17 protein-coding genes and 1 tRNA gene are annotated in these 13,059 nt (G+C 64.9%); 12 read left to right on the top strand and 6 right to left on the bottom strand.

From position 1 onward, the window contains the following. Window position 1: 1 nt before the first annotated feature. On the bottom strand, window positions 2-871 hold the full coding sequence (gene ttcA, locus ACSR1C_RS12315) for a tRNA 2-thiocytidine(32) synthetase TtcA (RefSeq protein WP_460259673.1): 870 nt from the start codon (window positions 869-871) through the stop codon (window positions 2-4). A 190-nt stretch (window positions 872-1,061) separates the two neighbouring features. Between ttcA and ACSR1C_RS12310 the strand changes: the two genes are divergently transcribed. Then, a complete protein-coding gene (locus tag ACSR1C_RS12310; protein ID WP_460259672.1) occupies window positions 1,062-1,415 on the top strand; it encodes a hypothetical protein in 354 nt (117 codons plus the stop codon). 24 nt (window positions 1,416-1,439) lie between these two features. On the opposite strand, the gene yidD is transcribed toward ACSR1C_RS12310, so the two are convergent. The 3 genes from yidD to rpmH are packed head-to-tail and all read right to left on the bottom strand — an operon-like array spanning window position 1,440 to window position 2,250. Further along, complete coding sequence (yidD, locus tag ACSR1C_RS12305) at window positions 1,440-1,673, bottom strand: membrane protein insertion efficiency factor YidD (protein ID WP_460259671.1); 234 nt, start codon at window positions 1,671-1,673, stop codon at window positions 1,440-1,442. Beyond that, window positions 1,670-2,092 carry a ribonuclease P protein component gene (rnpA, locus tag ACSR1C_RS12300; RefSeq protein WP_460259670.1) on the bottom strand — a complete coding sequence of 141 codons (423 nt, stop codon included), beginning with the start codon at window positions 2,090-2,092 and terminating at the stop codon, window positions 1,670-1,672. The genes yidD and rnpA overlap by 4 nt, the downstream gene beginning before the upstream one ends. A gap of 23 nt (window positions 2,093-2,115) precedes the next feature. After that, window positions 2,116-2,250 (bottom strand): 50S ribosomal protein L34, encoded by a 135-nt coding sequence (gene rpmH / locus ACSR1C_RS12295; protein WP_037210846.1) that lies wholly within the window; start codon window positions 2,248-2,250, stop codon window positions 2,116-2,118. Window positions 2,251-2,538: 288 nt separating this feature from the next. Here rpmH and ACSR1C_RS12290 point away from each other — a divergent pair, with 288 nt between their 5' ends. The 4 genes from ACSR1C_RS12290 to ACSR1C_RS12275 all read left to right on the top strand — a co-directional run bounded on the left by ACSR1C_RS12290 (window position 2,539) and on the right by ACSR1C_RS12275 (window position 6,259). Then, window positions 2,539-3,285 (top strand): TVP38/TMEM64 family protein, encoded by a 747-nt coding sequence (locus ACSR1C_RS12290; protein WP_460259669.1) that lies wholly within the window; start codon window positions 2,539-2,541, stop codon window positions 3,283-3,285. Window position 3,286: 1 nt separating this feature from the next. Next, entirely contained in the window at window positions 3,287-4,702 is a 1,416-nt protein-coding gene (locus tag ACSR1C_RS12285) for a dihydrolipoyl dehydrogenase family protein (protein WP_460259668.1), read from the top strand. A gap of 23 nt (window positions 4,703-4,725) precedes the next feature. After that, entirely contained in the window at window positions 4,726-6,129 is a 1,404-nt protein-coding gene (locus tag ACSR1C_RS12280) for a sensor histidine kinase (protein WP_460259667.1), read from the top strand. Between the two features lie 53 nt (window positions 6,130-6,182). Beyond that, a tRNA-Arg gene (locus tag ACSR1C_RS12275) sits at window positions 6,183-6,259 on the top strand. A gap of 55 nt (window positions 6,260-6,314) precedes the next feature. Here the strand turns inward: ACSR1C_RS12275 and ACSR1C_RS12270 are convergent. Both ACSR1C_RS12270 and ACSR1C_RS12265 read right to left on the bottom strand, forming a co-directional pair. Then, complete coding sequence (locus tag ACSR1C_RS12270; RefSeq protein ID WP_460259666.1) at window positions 6,315-7,232, bottom strand: DMT family transporter; 918 nt, start codon at window positions 7,230-7,232, stop codon at window positions 6,315-6,317. Continuing rightward, complete coding sequence (locus ACSR1C_RS12265) at window positions 7,223-8,098, bottom strand: LysR family transcriptional regulator (RefSeq protein WP_460259743.1); 876 nt, start codon at window positions 8,096-8,098, stop codon at window positions 7,223-7,225. Before ACSR1C_RS12265 ends, ACSR1C_RS12270 begins: the two co-directional genes overlap by 10 nt. A gap of 107 nt (window positions 8,099-8,205) precedes the next feature. Here ACSR1C_RS12265 and ACSR1C_RS12260 point away from each other — a divergent pair, with 107 nt between their 5' ends. The 7 genes from ACSR1C_RS12260 (at window position 8,206) to ACSR1C_RS12230 (ending at window position 13,028) form a co-directional block, all read left to right on the top strand. Beyond that, window positions 8,206-8,808, top strand: coding sequence for an FMN-dependent NADH-azoreductase (locus tag ACSR1C_RS12260; protein ID WP_460259665.1), 603 nt, complete (start codon window positions 8,206-8,208; stop codon window positions 8,806-8,808). Window positions 8,809-9,071: 263 nt separating this feature from the next. Continuing rightward, window positions 9,072-10,577 (top strand): signal recognition particle protein, encoded by a 1,506-nt coding sequence (gene ffh, locus ACSR1C_RS12255; RefSeq protein ID WP_460259664.1) that lies wholly within the window; start codon window positions 9,072-9,074, stop codon window positions 10,575-10,577. Beyond that, window positions 10,577-11,086, top strand: a complete 510-nt coding sequence (locus ACSR1C_RS12250; protein WP_460259663.1) for a GNAT family N-acetyltransferase — start codon at window positions 10,577-10,579, stop codon at window positions 11,084-11,086. The genes ffh and ACSR1C_RS12250 overlap by 1 nt, the downstream gene beginning before the upstream one ends. After that, window positions 11,083-11,616 (top strand): GNAT family N-acetyltransferase, encoded by a 534-nt coding sequence (locus tag ACSR1C_RS12245; RefSeq protein ID WP_460259662.1) that lies wholly within the window; start codon window positions 11,083-11,085, stop codon window positions 11,614-11,616. Before ACSR1C_RS12250 ends, ACSR1C_RS12245 begins: the two co-directional genes overlap by 4 nt. After that, the gene (locus tag ACSR1C_RS12240; RefSeq protein WP_460259661.1) at window positions 11,613-12,134 is read left to right on the top strand and encodes a GNAT family N-acetyltransferase; all 522 of its coding nucleotides are present in this window, start codon (window positions 11,613-11,615) and stop codon (window positions 12,132-12,134) included. The genes ACSR1C_RS12245 and ACSR1C_RS12240 overlap by 4 nt, the downstream gene beginning before the upstream one ends. Beyond that, window positions 12,134-12,739, top strand: a complete 606-nt coding sequence (locus ACSR1C_RS12235; RefSeq protein WP_460259660.1) for a GNAT family N-acetyltransferase — start codon at window positions 12,134-12,136, stop codon at window positions 12,737-12,739. The genes ACSR1C_RS12240 and ACSR1C_RS12235 overlap by 1 nt, the downstream gene beginning before the upstream one ends. Beyond that, the gene (locus tag ACSR1C_RS12230) at window positions 12,732-13,028 is read left to right on the top strand and encodes a chorismate mutase (RefSeq protein ID WP_460259659.1); all 297 of its coding nucleotides are present in this window, start codon (window positions 12,732-12,734) and stop codon (window positions 13,026-13,028) included. Before ACSR1C_RS12235 ends, ACSR1C_RS12230 begins: the two co-directional genes overlap by 8 nt. Window positions 13,029-13,059: the final 31 nt, after the last annotated feature.

Genomic DNA, 13,059 nt, shown 5'->3' with positions numbered 1-13,059 from the left:
GTTAACGCAGCCGGGGAATCTGTGCGGTGTTTTCGTCAAATTCTATCGATTGGCGCGCCAGCCCCGCGAAATCGAACAGTTTGGGGTCCAGCAGGTGCGACGGGCGCGCATTCATCAGCGCGCGGAACATCACCTGACGGCGGCCGGGGCTGTTGGCTTCCCACCCGTCAAGGATCTGCTTGACCTGCTGGCGCTGCAGGCCGTCCTGGCTGCCGCACAGATCGCAGGGGATGATCGGGTAATTCATCGCTTTGGCGAAGCGCTCGCAATCGGCCTCGGCCACATGGGCCAGCGGGCGATAGACGAAAAGATCGCCCTCTTCGTTCAGCAGCTTGGGCGGCATGGTGGCCAGCCGCCCGCCGTGAAACAGGTTCATGAAGAAGGTTTCCAGGATGTCGTCGCGGTGATGGCCCAGAACCACGGCCGAGCATCCCTCTTCCCGCGCGACGCGGTACAGGTTTCCGCGCCGCAGCCGCGAACACAGCGCGCAAAAGGTGCGCCCCTGCGGGATCTTGTCCATCACGATGGAATAGGTGTCCTGATACTCGATCCGGTGCGGCACCTGCATCTTTTCCAGAAACGCGGGCAGCACGGTGGCGGGAAAGCCCGGCTGGCCCTGATCCAGATTGCACGCCAGCAGATCGACCGGCAGCAGCCCACGCCATTTCAGCTCATAGAGAGCAGCCAGCAGGGTATAGCTGTCCTTGCCACCCGACAGGCAGACCAGCCAGCGCGCGCCGGGCTCGATCATGCCGTACTGCTCCACCGCCTCGCGCACATAGCGCACGATGCGTTTGCGCAGCTTCTTGAACTCCGTCGAGGAGGGCGCGCCGTGGAACAGCGGGTGGATATCATCAAGATCGTCAAGCATGGGGCGGCTTTATCGCTGTTGCGGATTTCGGGCAAGAGGCGTGTGGTGCCGAAAGGACGAACGCGCCAAGGGGATATGGACCGCAGGCGCGGCCCTGTCTTCGGGCGCATTTCATCTTTGGGTTGATGCCGGTCAAGGACATTCACGGCGCTTCAGTGCATACTTTAGCGGTATTTGTAAGGAGGAACAGATGTCGTCGTATCACATGGAATTAGCGTCGGCGGGGCAAACGGCATCGTTGCGTATTGAGATTACCGATCTGCCCGGCAAGGAAACATGGATGTGCAACAAGCCCGACTTCCTGGGGATGCCCAAGGGAGAGGTCGCTTGGAAAGGGCGCACATTGGGGTTGTTTTCGCCAGGATCGATGGAATTTGACCCGAAGGAAGGGTACAATATTTTGAAACCCGGGGTGATCGCCCTGGGCATTCTTGAAATCCCCGCCATCGGGTTGGACGAAGTGCGGATCGGCGAGGGGGATGCGGTGCGGTTCGAGCATCGTCCCCCCGGCATATGGACGTTGAAGCATCGTAAAACCGGCTGAATGGCGCAGGGGCGCGGGCGGGCGTCAGGTGTCGGACTTGTCGGGCACCGGATCATAGCCGTCACTGCCCAGTGGGTGACACCGCCCGATGCGGCGCAGCGCTAGCCAGCTGCCCCGGACCGCCCCGTGCTTTTCCAGCGCCTCCAGCGCATAGGCGCTGCAGGTCGGCTGATAGCGGCAGTTATGCCCGACCCAAGGGCTGAGGATCAGCCGATAGGCGCGGACGGGCAGGGCGGCGATATGGGCAAGCGGGCTCATTTTTCATCCCCATGGATTTTGCGCAGGGCGTGACGCAGGTCGCCCTCCAGCTCCATATAGGGGCGCTCGGCCGTGGCGCCGGCGCGGCCGATCAGCACATAGTCCCAGCCGGGCCTGCCCTGTTCGGGCAGAACCGCGCGGGCGATGGCGCGCAGGCGGCGCTTGGCGCGGTTGCGGGCCACCGCGTTGCCGACCTTCTTGGAACAGGTGAACCCCACGCGGATCGCGGCCGGGTCGGCCTCGTCCGGGGCACGGCGGCGGGCCTGCAGAACGAAGCCCTTGGCCGCCTGCCGGCGTGCGCGGGCGGCGCGCAGGAAATCGGCGCGTTTGTTCAGAATCAGCAGGCATGACGAAATCGCCGGGGGCCTTGATGCGGCGTCCGGCGTATTGCCTGCCACATGTGCCTCCGGCGGTATCATGTCGAAATGCCTTTCGGCAGGTCTTATGCGCTGAGCGACTTCCGGCCTTTGGCGCGGCGTGCGTTCAGGATCTTGCGACCGGCTTTGGTGGCCATGCGCGCACGGAAGCCGTGGCGGCGGCTGCGAACCAGGTTGCTCGGTTGGAATGTGCGTTTCATCGCGCTTAGCTCCGTCAGGTCAGGCCCGAACCCCGATGGATTCGAGGGCCGTTAATGTTCGAAGCCCGTCCTTTAGGGGCTTGCGCGCGGCAAGTCAATTCGCTGTTCGCGGGTTTTGTGCAACATTTCAGGGCCTCGCCCCCACTGTATCCCGCCGGAATATTACAGTTTGCGTGAAATCACCCCACGATCTGAAACAAAGCCTCACCCGCGATCAACCGCGCGTGAGAGGGCTGTCACAGCACCCCGATGCAGCGCATGTTGTGGGTCAGAGCACAAGGACCCACCATGAAAGACATCCCGATGAATGATGCAGGCGAGACGCCGAAACCCGGCTGGATGCGGCGATTGCCCCTGCTGGCGATTCTGGCGGTGGCCGTGACAGGCGCGTTTACCCTGCGTGATTATATCTCGTTCGAGACGCTGGCCGAGCATCACGAGGCGCTGATCGCGTTCCGGGATGCGCATTACCTGTGGACAGCGCTGGGCTTCATGGCGGTCTATATTGCAATCGTGGGCTTTTCGCTGCCCGGTGCGACGATCGCGACGCTGACCGGCGGTTTCCTGTTCGGGCTGTTCCCCGGCGTGCTGTTCAACGTCACGGCGGCCACGATCGGTGCCACTGCGATCTTTCTGGCGGCGCGCTTGGGCATGGGCGAACGGCTGGCCGCCCGGATGGATGCGGGCAGCGGCCTGATCCGGCACCTGAAGGACGGCATCCGCGAGAACGAGCTTTCGGTGCTGTTCCTGATCCGGCTGGTGCCTGTGGTGCCGTTTTTCGTGGCCAATCTTCTTCCCGCGCTGGTCGGGGTGACGGTGGCCCGGTTCGTGTTGACCACATTCCTGGGCATCATTCCCGGCGGTGTGGTCTATACGTGGGTGGGCGCGGGGCTGGGCGCGGTATTCGCGCGCGGTGAAACCCCCGATCTGGGCCTTATATTCGATCCGTATATCCTGGGCCCGATTCTGGGCCTGTGCGCGCTGGCGGCGCTGCCAATCGTGCTGAAGGCGTTGCGCCGCAGAAAGGACATCTGACATGACCCGGATCAGGACGGATCTGTGTATCATCGGCGCGGGCTCGGGCGGGCTGTCGCTGGCGGCGGGCGCGGTGCAGATGGGCGCGCGCGTGGTCCTGGTCGAGGGCCACAAGATGGGCGGCGATTGCCTGAACTATGGCTGCGTGCCCTCCAAGGCGCTGCTGGCGGCGGGCAACCGGGCCCAGGCGCTGCGCGAGGGCGGGTTCGGCGTGGCCCCGGTGGCGCCGCAGGTGGATTATGCCGCTGCCAAGGATCATGTAGCGCGCGTCATTGCCACCATCGCCCCGCATGACAGTGTCGAGCGGTTCGAGGGGCTGGGCGTGCGGGTCATTCGCGCCTTCGGCCGGTTCACCTCTGCCACCGAGCTGGAGGCCGGCGAACATCTGATCTCGGCACGCCGTTTTGTCATCGCCACCGGGTCATCCCCGCTGGTGCCGCCGATTCCGGGGCTTGAAACCGTGCCCTATCTGACCAATGAGACACTGTTCGACCTGCGCGAGGCACCCGAACACCTGATCGTCATCGGTGGCGGGCCGATCGGGATGGAAATGGCGCAGGCGCATGTGCGGCTGGGCTGCAAGGTGACGGTGATCGAAGGCGCGAAGGCGCTGGGCAAGGACGACCCCGAACTGGCGGCGGTGGTGCTGGACCGGCTGCGCGCCGAGGGCGTGCAGATCGTCGAGGGCCAGCAGGCCGCGAAAGTGTCGGGCGGGCCGGGCGACATATCGGTGGAAACTGCGGGTGGCACTGTGTATCGCGGCACCCATCTTTTGATGGCGGTGGGGCGCAAACCGGCGATCGAGCGGCTGAACCTGGATGCGGCCGGGGTGGAAACCACCCGCACGGGCGTCACTGTCGGCCCCGATCTGCGCAGCAGCAACCGGCGCATCTATGCCATCGGCGATGTGGCGGGCGGGCTGCAATTCACCCATGTGGCGGGCTATCACGCGGGGGTTGTGATCCGGTCGGTCCTGCTGGGGTTACCCTCGAAAGCGCGCACCGATCACATCCCCTGGGTCACCTATACCGCGCCCGAGCTGGCGCAGGTCGGCCTGACCGAGGCCCAGGCGCGCGCGGCCCACGGCGACGCGCTGACCGTGGCGCGCTTTGACTATGGCGGCAATGACCGCGCCATCGCCACCGGCCAGACCGCCGGGCTGATCAAGGTGATGGTGGTCGGGGGGCGGCCTGTCGGGGCCTCGATCGTCGGGGCCGGGGCGGGCGATCTGATCGGGATCTGGGCGCTGACCATCGCCAACGGGCTGAAAATGAGCGCCATCGCCAACATGGTCGCGCCATATCCGACACTGGGCGAGGTTAACAAGCGCGCTGCGGGTGCCTATTTCTCTCCCAAACTATTTGATAATCCTTGGGTGAAACGGGCGGTGCGGTTGGTCCAGAAGGTCCTGCCCTGATCCACCCCTGCGGGAGGCGCACGGTGCTGAACACACTTTCCGGCCGATTCCTGATGCTGACGTTCGTGTTCGTCATGCTGGCCGAAGTGCTGATCTTCGTGCCCTCGATCGCGCGCTTCCGCGAGGATTTCCTGCTGTCGCGGCTGGAACGGGCGCAGATCGCCTCGCTTGCGCTGCTGGCGGCCGAAGACATGATCAGTGACGATCTGGAGGCCGAGCTGCTGACCAATGCGGGCGTGTTCAACGTGGTGCTGCGGCGCGACCAGATGCGCCAGCTTGTGCTATCCTCGCCCATTCCCGGCCCGATCCATGACAGTTTCGATCTGCGCGACGCGATGGCGGTGGAACTGATGCGCGATGCTGTGCTGCAACTGCTGGACCGGCAGAACCGGGTGATCCGTGTCATTGGCGACCCGGTCAAGCAGGCCGGGCTGCTGATCGAGGTGACGATGGAAACCGCGCCGCTGCGCATGGCGATGATCGACTACGGGTTGCGGATTTTGGTGCTGTCAGCGGTGATTTCGATAATCACCGCGCTGCTGCTGTTTCTGGTGGTGCAGCGCATTCTGGTGACGCCGATCCGCCGGGTGGTGCGCGCGATGCAGATCTACGCCGATGCGCCCGAGGACGCCCGCCGCATCATCGAACCCAGCGCCGCGATCACAGAACTGCGCGAGGCAGAGATCGCCCTGCAATCCATGGAGCGGCAGCTGACCGGTGCCCTGCGCCAGAAAGAGCGGTTGGCCCAGCTTGGCGGTGCGGTGGCCAAGATCAGCCACGATCTGCGCAATATCCTGACCACCGCCCAGTTGCTGGCCGACCGGATGGAACGCAGCGAGGATCCGGCCGTGAAACGCGCGGCGCCGAAACTGGTCGCCTCGATCTCGCGCGCGGTGAACCTGTGCGAAACCACCCTGGCCTTCGGCAAGGCCGAAGAGCCACCGCCCGCGCTGGACCGCGTGTCGCTGGCGATGATCGTCAACGATGTGGTGGACAGCGAGCGTCTGGCCGCGGGCGAGGACGATATTTCCTTCAGCGAGGATGTGCCGGCGGGGCTGGTGCTGCGTGCCGATCCCGAACAGTTGTTCCGGGTGCTGTCCAACCTGATCCGCAATGCCCGCCAGGCGATCACCGCCAGCGGCAAGACCGGCGAGATCTGCGTCAGCGCCGAAGAGGACGAGGGCGAATGGACGATCCGGGTCACGGATACCGGCCCTGGCCTGCCGCCGCGCGCGCGCGAATATCTGTTCCAGCCGTTCCAGGGCGGTACCCGCAAGGGTGGCACCGGGCTGGGCCTGGCGATTTCGGCCGAACTTGTCCGCGGCCATGGCGGGCGGCTGGAACTGCAGCGCTCGGATGCGGAGGGCACCAGTTTCGTCATCCGGCTGCCCAAGGGGGCCGATCTTTTGGGGCAGGCGGCGGAATAACTTTCGATAGCCCCTTGCAATGCCCGGCAGGCCCCGCTAAATGACGCCTCCACGCGCTGGTAGCTCAGTTGGATAGAGTACTTGACTACGAATCAAGGGGTCGGGGGTTCGAATCCTCCCCAGCGCGCCATTACCTTCTGAAATTCCGCTGATAGGCCGACGCTGTCGGGCAGTTTCCATCGGTGCTATGCTGCCGCTTCTGGGCGGGGGGCTTCGTCCTTCAGCAAGATTGCCAGCGCCGCCACGGTCAGCGCCACGCCCACCAGGATCATCCCGCCCGGCATGCCGTGGCCCAGCGCGATCTCCCAGCAGATGACCCAACTGGGGGTAAGATAGGAATAGGCCATCACCTTGGCCGAGGGCAGGCGCAACGCGGCGTATTGCAGCAAGACGAAGGTCATCGCGCTGGAAAACACCGCCAGATAGCCCACCACCAGCCAGACCCGCAGCGGCAGTGCGGCCCAGTCGGTGGCCCGGATCGCCGGCGCGCCATAGGCGATCAGCACCAGAAACGCAGCCAGCATCATCCCGAAGGTAAAGACCAGCGCGGGCTCGCCCCGGTTGAACAGGCGGATCAGCGGCGTATAGGCGGCATGGGCGACGCAGCCGACGAAAAAAATCGCCTCGCCACGGCCGATGTCGAACGCCAGCAGCGCCGACAGATCGGCGCGAAAGATCACCCACAGCGCCCCAACCCCGCCCACCAGCAGGGCGAAGGCCATGCGCGGGGTGGTGATCTGGCGCAAGAACAGCCAGCCGAACAGCGCCGACAGGATCGGCGTCAGGGTGAACACCGCCGAGGTCGCGACCGGCAGCGCGGTTTTCAGCCCTTCGAACATCAGCACGAAATAGGTGGCGAACAGCACGCCCAGCAGCGCATAGCGCCAGGGCGCCCGGAAATGCGCGGCCTTCATGCCCGGCCCGGCCACGGCCGCACCACCGATCAGCAGCCCGGCCAGCAAGAACCGCAGCGCGGTCAGCGCGACCGGGTCGATGTCGCGCGCCACCATGCTGCCAAAGCTGAACGAGCCCGCGATCAGGGCGGAAAACAGCAGCATCGCCAGATGCCCCCGCCGGGCCTCGGCCGCGCGGGTCAGGGCCATGCCTTGGCGGCCTCTTTCAGGGCGTCGGCAAAGCCCTGCACCTTGGCGGTGCGATGCAGATCCACATGGGTGACCAGCCACAGCGGCACGTCCCATTCAGGGCGCGGCGGCATCATTTCCACCAGATCTGGGTCGGTTTGCGCCCGCCACAGCGACAGAAAACCCACCCCGCCCCCGGCCAGCACCGCGTCGCTGCCATCGCGGCTGTCCGAGGTGCGCAGTTTGATGCACTCTGCGGGGATATTGTCCTTCATCCACCGGAAATAGGCGGCGCGGTGGGCCACGTCGTCGGGGCCGATGAAACGGTGGCAGGCGATATCCGCGGGCCCCGTGATCCCGCCATGGGCGGCGACATAGGAGCGATGCGCATAAAGTGCCATTTTCAGGCTGGCCAGCGGTTGCACGATATTGTCGGGATCGTCGGGTTTCGATCCGGCACGAATCGCCACATGCGCCTCGCCATATTCCAGCCGGAACAGGCGCGGGCCGGTGATCAGCCGGATCGCCAGATCGGGATGCTCTTCCTGAAATCCGGCCATCACCGGCGCCAGCAGCGGCGCCAGACTGTCGACCGAGGTCAGCACCAGTTCGCCGGTCATCGCGGCGCCGTGGCCATGCAGCCGCCCGGCCAGCTGTTCGAACTGGTCCGCCGTCGCCTGTGCCACTTGAAACAGGTCGAGCCCGGCCTCGGTCGGCGTATAGCCGCGGGCGTGGCGCTGGAACAATTTCACGCCCAACCGTCCCTCCAGCGCGTCGATATGGCGGATGACCGTCGCGTGGTGAACGCCCAGAACTTCGGCCGCACCGCTGACCGTGCCCAGCCGCGCCACATGAAAGGCGGTTCTGATCTCGTCCCAGTTGTCGATATTCATTATGTGCACCACCTCACATCGCCTGTTGAAGGTGGCCGATTGTGTTCATTTGAGCAAGCGTGATCTTGAGGGCAGAGTTTAACGCCCAACAGGAGCATCCCATGCCGAAAACCATCCTTCGTATCGATTCGTCCATCAAGGGTGCGCAATCGCTGTCCAAGCAACTGTCCGACGACATCATCGCCCGGCTGACCGCCGCCAATCCCGATGCCAGCGTCACCACCCGTGATCTGGCCGATATGGATCTGCCGATGATCGACGGCGGCTGGATCGGCGCCGCCTTTACCCCGGCCGAGGATCGCACGCCCGAGCAGGCCGCCACCCTGGCCCTGTCCGATACCCTGATCGCCGAGGTGAAAGCCGCCGATGTTCTGATGATCGGTCTGCCGATCTATAATTTCGCCGCCCCCGCGCAGCTCAAGACCTGGATCGACCACCTGTGCCGCGCCGGCGAAACCTTCCGCTATTCCGAAGCCGGCCCCGAGGGTCTGGTGAAGGGCACCCGCGCGATCATCGCCGTGGCTTCGAACGGCACGCAGATGGGGTCGGAGATCGACTTTGCCTCGTCCTATCTGCAACACATGCTGGGCTTCATCGGCATCACCGATGTGCAGTTCGTCGCTGCCGACCGAATGGCGATTGACCCCGAAGCGTCGATGAAAGCCGCGAATGACGCGATCGCCGGCCTGACCGTCGCGATCTGAGGCGTGGCTGATTCATCCTTGCGGCTGTCTGCGCGCCCCTTGGCGCAGAGGGCCGCAAGGACCGATAAGCTGCCCCGGCTTGACTCCCGGCCCATTGCGGCCTAAACGCCAGCCAAGTTTCCGGAAGTGTGCCATACCTTCCGGTCCCGGATCACAGCCGGGATCGCCACCAGTCAGCGCGTTGCGCCCACTGGTGCCGTTGGCGTTTGGGGCGTCGGGTCTTACATATCCGGCAGGTGCAATGGGCGTAAGGAGCCGTAGGAATGTTTGAAAATCTGTCCGAACGCCTTTCCGGCGTCTTTGACCGGCTGACCAAACAGGGCGCGCTGTCCGAAGAGGACGTGAAAACCGCCATGCGCGAGGTTCGCGTCGCCCTGCTTGAGGCCGACGTATCGCTGCCCGTGGCCCGCGAATTCGTGCGCGCGGTTCAGGACAAGGCTACCGGCCAGGCAGTCACCAAATCGGTGACACCGGGCCAGCAGGTCGTCAAGATCGTGCATGACGAACTGGTGCATGTGCTGACCGGCGACGACGACCCCGGCGCGCTGAAGATCGACAACCCGCCCGCGCCGATCCTGATGGTCGGCCTTCAGGGCTCGGGTAAAACCACGACCACGGCCAAGCTGGCCAAGCGGCTGAAGGAGAAGAACGGCAAGCGGGTGTTGATGGCATCGCTGGACGTGAACCGCCCCGCCGCCATGGAACAGCTTGCCATCCTCGGCGCCCAGATCGGGGTCGATACCCTGCCGATCGTGCCGGGGCAGAAGCCCGTGGACATCGCCAGGCGCGCCAAGCAGCAGGCGACGATGGGCGGCTATGACGTCTATATGCTGGACACCGCAGGCCGTCTGCATATCGACGACGTGCTGATGGACGAGGTGCAGGCGGTCCGCGATGTCGCCACCCCGCGTGAAACCCTGCTGGTGGTCGATGGCCTGACCGGCCAGGACGCGGTCAACGTGGCGTCGGAATTCGACGGCAAGGTCGGCATCTCGGGCGTCGTGCTGACCCGGATGGATGGCGACGGGCGCGGCGGTGCGGCGCTGTCGATGCGCGCCGTGACCGGCAAGCCGATCCGGTTCGTCGGTCTTGGCGAAAAGATGGACGCGATCGAGGAATTCCACCCCGAACGTATCGCGGGCCGCATCCTGGGCATGGGCGATATCGTGTCGCTGGTCGAAAAGGCGCAAGAAACCATCGAGGCCGAACAGGCCGAGCGGATGATGCGCCGGTTCCAGAAGGGTCAGTTCAACATGAACGACCTGAAGATGCAGCTGGAACAGATGCTGAAAATGGGCGGCATGGAAGGTGTCATGGGCATGATGCCGGGCATGGGCAAGATGGCCAAGCAGGCGCAGGAGGCCGGGTTCGACGACATGGTTCTGAAGCGCCAGATCGCGTTGATCCAGTCGATGACCAAGAAAGAGCGCGCCAATCCGCAGCTTCTTCAGGCCAGCCGCAAGAAGCGGATCGCCAAGGGCGCAGGGCTGGAAGTGTCCGAACTGAACAAGCTGCTGAAGATGCACCGCCAGATGGCCGACATGATGAAGAAGCTCGGCAAGGGTAAGGGCGGGATGCTGAAACAGGCCATGAAGGGCATGTTCGGCAAAGGCGGGATGCCCGACATGGGCGCCGCGGGCATGGACCCCAAGGCGCTGGAAGCGGCGGCCAGACAGATGGGCGCGGGCGGCAAGCTGCCCGGCGGTCTGCCCGGCCTGGGCGGCGGCGCGCTGCCGCCGGGTCTGAGCGGGCTTGGAAAGAAGAAGTGATGACCGCACCTTGCATATCCACGGCACGGCTGCGCCTACGCCCGCACCGGATGGATGATCTGGAAGCGTTCTGGACGTTCTACCAAAGCCCGCGTGCGGTCTATATGGATCGTCCGAACAGTCGCACCCATCTGTGGTATGGGCTAGCCTCCGAGGTGGGCAGTTGGGATCTGCAGGGTCAGGGCGGCTGGGCGATCGAAACCCTTGACGGTGCGTTGGCCGGGCAAGTCGCAATCACCCACCCGCCGCATTTTCCCGAACGTGAGTTGGGCTGGCTGTTATTCGAGGGGTTCGAGGGCAGGGGGCTGGGGTATGAGGCCGCTTCAGCCGCGCGCAATTACGCCTTCGGACCGCTTGGGGCCGATACGCTGGTTAGCTATATCCATGCGGACAATGCCCGCTCGATCGCGTTAGCCGTGCGGCTGGGCGCCACGAGGGACGATGCCGCCGAACGTCACGATGCACAGGATCTGGTTTATCGCTACCCGGCCCCGGAGGCGCTGCAATGAAGATCGAAATCAATATCCCGACGCTGGAGACCGAGCGCCTGATCCTGCGCGGCCCCAAGGCCGAAGACTGGGAGGCCGACGCCGCCTTCCGCACCTCTGACCGGGCGCAATTCGTCGGTGGCCCCTATACCCGCATGACCGCCTGGCGTGGCTTCGCCGCCCGCTGGGGCCATTGGGCGATGCGCGGTTACGGCATGTTCACCGTCACCCTGCGCGGCTCGGACGCGGCGCTTGGCGTGGTCGGCCCGCTGTTCGCCGAAGGCTGGGCCGAGCCCGAACTGGGCTGGATCCTGTATGAGGCGGCCGAGGGCAAGGGCATCGCGCATGAGGCCGCGCTGGCCTGCCGCGACTATGCCTATGGCACGCTCGGCTGGACCACCGCGATCAGCTATATCGACGCCGACAATACCCGCTCCCGCGCGCTGGCCGAGCGGCTGGGCTGTGTCCTCGACCCGACTGTTTCGCACCCGTTCGGCGCCGAGGCATCGACGCTGGTCTATCGCCATCCGTCGCCGGAGGCGCTGAAATGACGGTGATCCCTACGCTGACCACCGCGCGCCTGACCCTGCGCGCCCCCGGCCCGCAGGATTTCCCGGCGCTGGTGGAATTCTATGCCTCTGATCGCTCGCAATTCGTCGGCGGACCGATGACTGCCGAACAGACCTGGCGGCAGTTGGCCTGCGAGATCGGGCACTGGACGCTGCGCGGCTATGGCCGCTGGATCGCCGAGGACACACAGACCGGCCGCGCCGTGGGCATGATCGGGCTGTGGAGCCCCGAAGGCTTTCCCGAGCCGGAAATCGGCTGGGATCTGTTCGATGGGTTCGAGGGGCGCGGATATGCCACCGAAGCCGCCCGCGCGGCCCGCGATTTCGCCTTTGACACGCTGGGCTGGGTCACCGCGATCAGCCTGGTCAAGCCCGCCAATACCGGCTCGGCCCGTGTGGCCGAACGGCTGGGCGCGGTCAGGGACGGCCAGTTCGAACATGCCCGTTTTGGCGCGTTGGACATCTATCGCCACCCGACCCCTGCCGGGGGGGCGAACTGATGCCGCAGCAGACCATTCCGACGCTGGAAACCGAGCGTCTGATCCTGCGCGGCCCCGAGCCGCAGGATTACCCGGATTTCAAGGCCACGTTCAGTTCCTACCGCTCGCGTTTCATGGGGGGACCGCTGAACAAATACGAGGCCTGGATGCTTTATGCCGCCGAGATCGGCCATTGGCAGATTCGCGGCTTCGGCATGTGGATGATCCATGACCGCGTCACCGATGAAACCTATGGCATGGCCGGCGGCTGGCAGCCCGCAGGCTGGCCCGAGAGCGAGATTGCCTGGATCATCTGGCCTGACAAGGCCGGTCACGGCTATGCGCTGGAAGCCACCGATGCCGCCCGGCGCTATTTCTACACCCAATGCGGGTGGGATGGCGCGGTCAGCTATATCGACCCCAAGAACCTTGATTCCATCCGCCTGGCCGAACGTCTGGGCGCGGTCAAGGATCACGATGCCGCGACGATCGACGGCAATGACGCGGTTTACCGTCATCCCTCGCCCGCGCGTCTGCGTTCCGGGCAGATGGCCGATGGGATCGCGCTGGAGATCCAGAACTACATCAACCCGTTGTTCAAACCGAAGGGGTTCGCCATTGACTGATCCCGTGACCCGCGCCGCAGAGGTGCTGAAAGAACACCGCGAAAGCATCGACCGTCTGGATGCGATCCTCGTCTATACGCTGGGCGAGCGGTTCAAGCACACCCAGGCGGTGGGCCGGCTGAAGGCCGAGCATGACCTGCCGCCCTCTGACCCGGCCCGCGAGGCCATTCAGATCGCCCGGCTGGAGGATTTGGCCAAACGCGCCGACCTCGACCCGGAATTCGCCAAGAAATTCCTGAACTTCATCATTCAGGAAGTCATCCACCACCATATCGAACATCAGAAATAGGCGGCCAATCCGCCGAACGCCAGATCAAGGA

The organism is Actibacterium sp. D185-2 (assembly GCF_054954595.1).
The sequence above is the reverse complement of the archived record's forward strand: the minus strand, read 5'-3'. Positions and strand labels throughout refer to the sequence as shown.

Excerpts from the sequence above, each read along its gene's own strand:
- ACSR1C_RS12250 (WP_460259663.1), top strand. The coding sequence starts at position 10,577 with ATGACCGCACCTTGCATATCCACGGCACGGCTGCGCCTACGCCCGCAC.
- ACSR1C_RS12310 (WP_460259672.1), top strand. The coding sequence starts at position 1,062 with ATGTCGTCGTATCACATGGAATTAGCGTCGGCGGGGCAAACGGCATCG.
- ACSR1C_RS12270 (WP_460259666.1), bottom strand. The coding sequence starts at position 7,232 with ATGGCCCTGACCCGCGCGGCCGAGGCCCGGCGGGGGCATCTGGCGATG.
- rnpA (WP_460259670.1), bottom strand. The coding sequence starts at position 2,092 with ATGATACCGCCGGAGGCACATGTGGCAGGCAATACGCCGGACGCCGCA.
- ACSR1C_RS12285 (WP_460259668.1), top strand. The coding sequence starts at position 3,287 with ATGACCCGGATCAGGACGGATCTGTGTATCATCGGCGCGGGCTCGGGC.
- ttcA (WP_460259673.1), bottom strand. The coding sequence starts at position 871 with ATGCTTGACGATCTTGATGATATCCACCCGCTGTTCCACGGCGCGCCC.
- ACSR1C_RS12290 (WP_460259669.1), top strand. The coding sequence starts at position 2,539 with ATGAAAGACATCCCGATGAATGATGCAGGCGAGACGCCGAAACCCGGC.
- yidD (WP_460259671.1), bottom strand. The coding sequence starts at position 1,673 with ATGAGCCCGCTTGCCCATATCGCCGCCCTGCCCGTCCGCGCCTATCGG.
- rpmH (WP_037210846.1), bottom strand. The coding sequence starts at position 2,250 with ATGAAACGCACATTCCAACCGAGCAACCTGGTTCGCAGCCGCCGCCAC.
- ACSR1C_RS12235 (WP_460259660.1), top strand. The coding sequence starts at position 12,134 with ATGCCGCAGCAGACCATTCCGACGCTGGAAACCGAGCGTCTGATCCTG.
- ACSR1C_RS12245 (WP_460259662.1), top strand. The coding sequence starts at position 11,083 with ATGAAGATCGAAATCAATATCCCGACGCTGGAGACCGAGCGCCTGATC.
- ACSR1C_RS12260 (WP_460259665.1), top strand. The coding sequence starts at position 8,206 with ATGCCGAAAACCATCCTTCGTATCGATTCGTCCATCAAGGGTGCGCAA.
- ACSR1C_RS12240 (WP_460259661.1), top strand. The coding sequence starts at position 11,613 with ATGACGGTGATCCCTACGCTGACCACCGCGCGCCTGACCCTGCGCGCC.
- ffh (WP_460259664.1), top strand. The coding sequence starts at position 9,072 with ATGTTTGAAAATCTGTCCGAACGCCTTTCCGGCGTCTTTGACCGGCTG.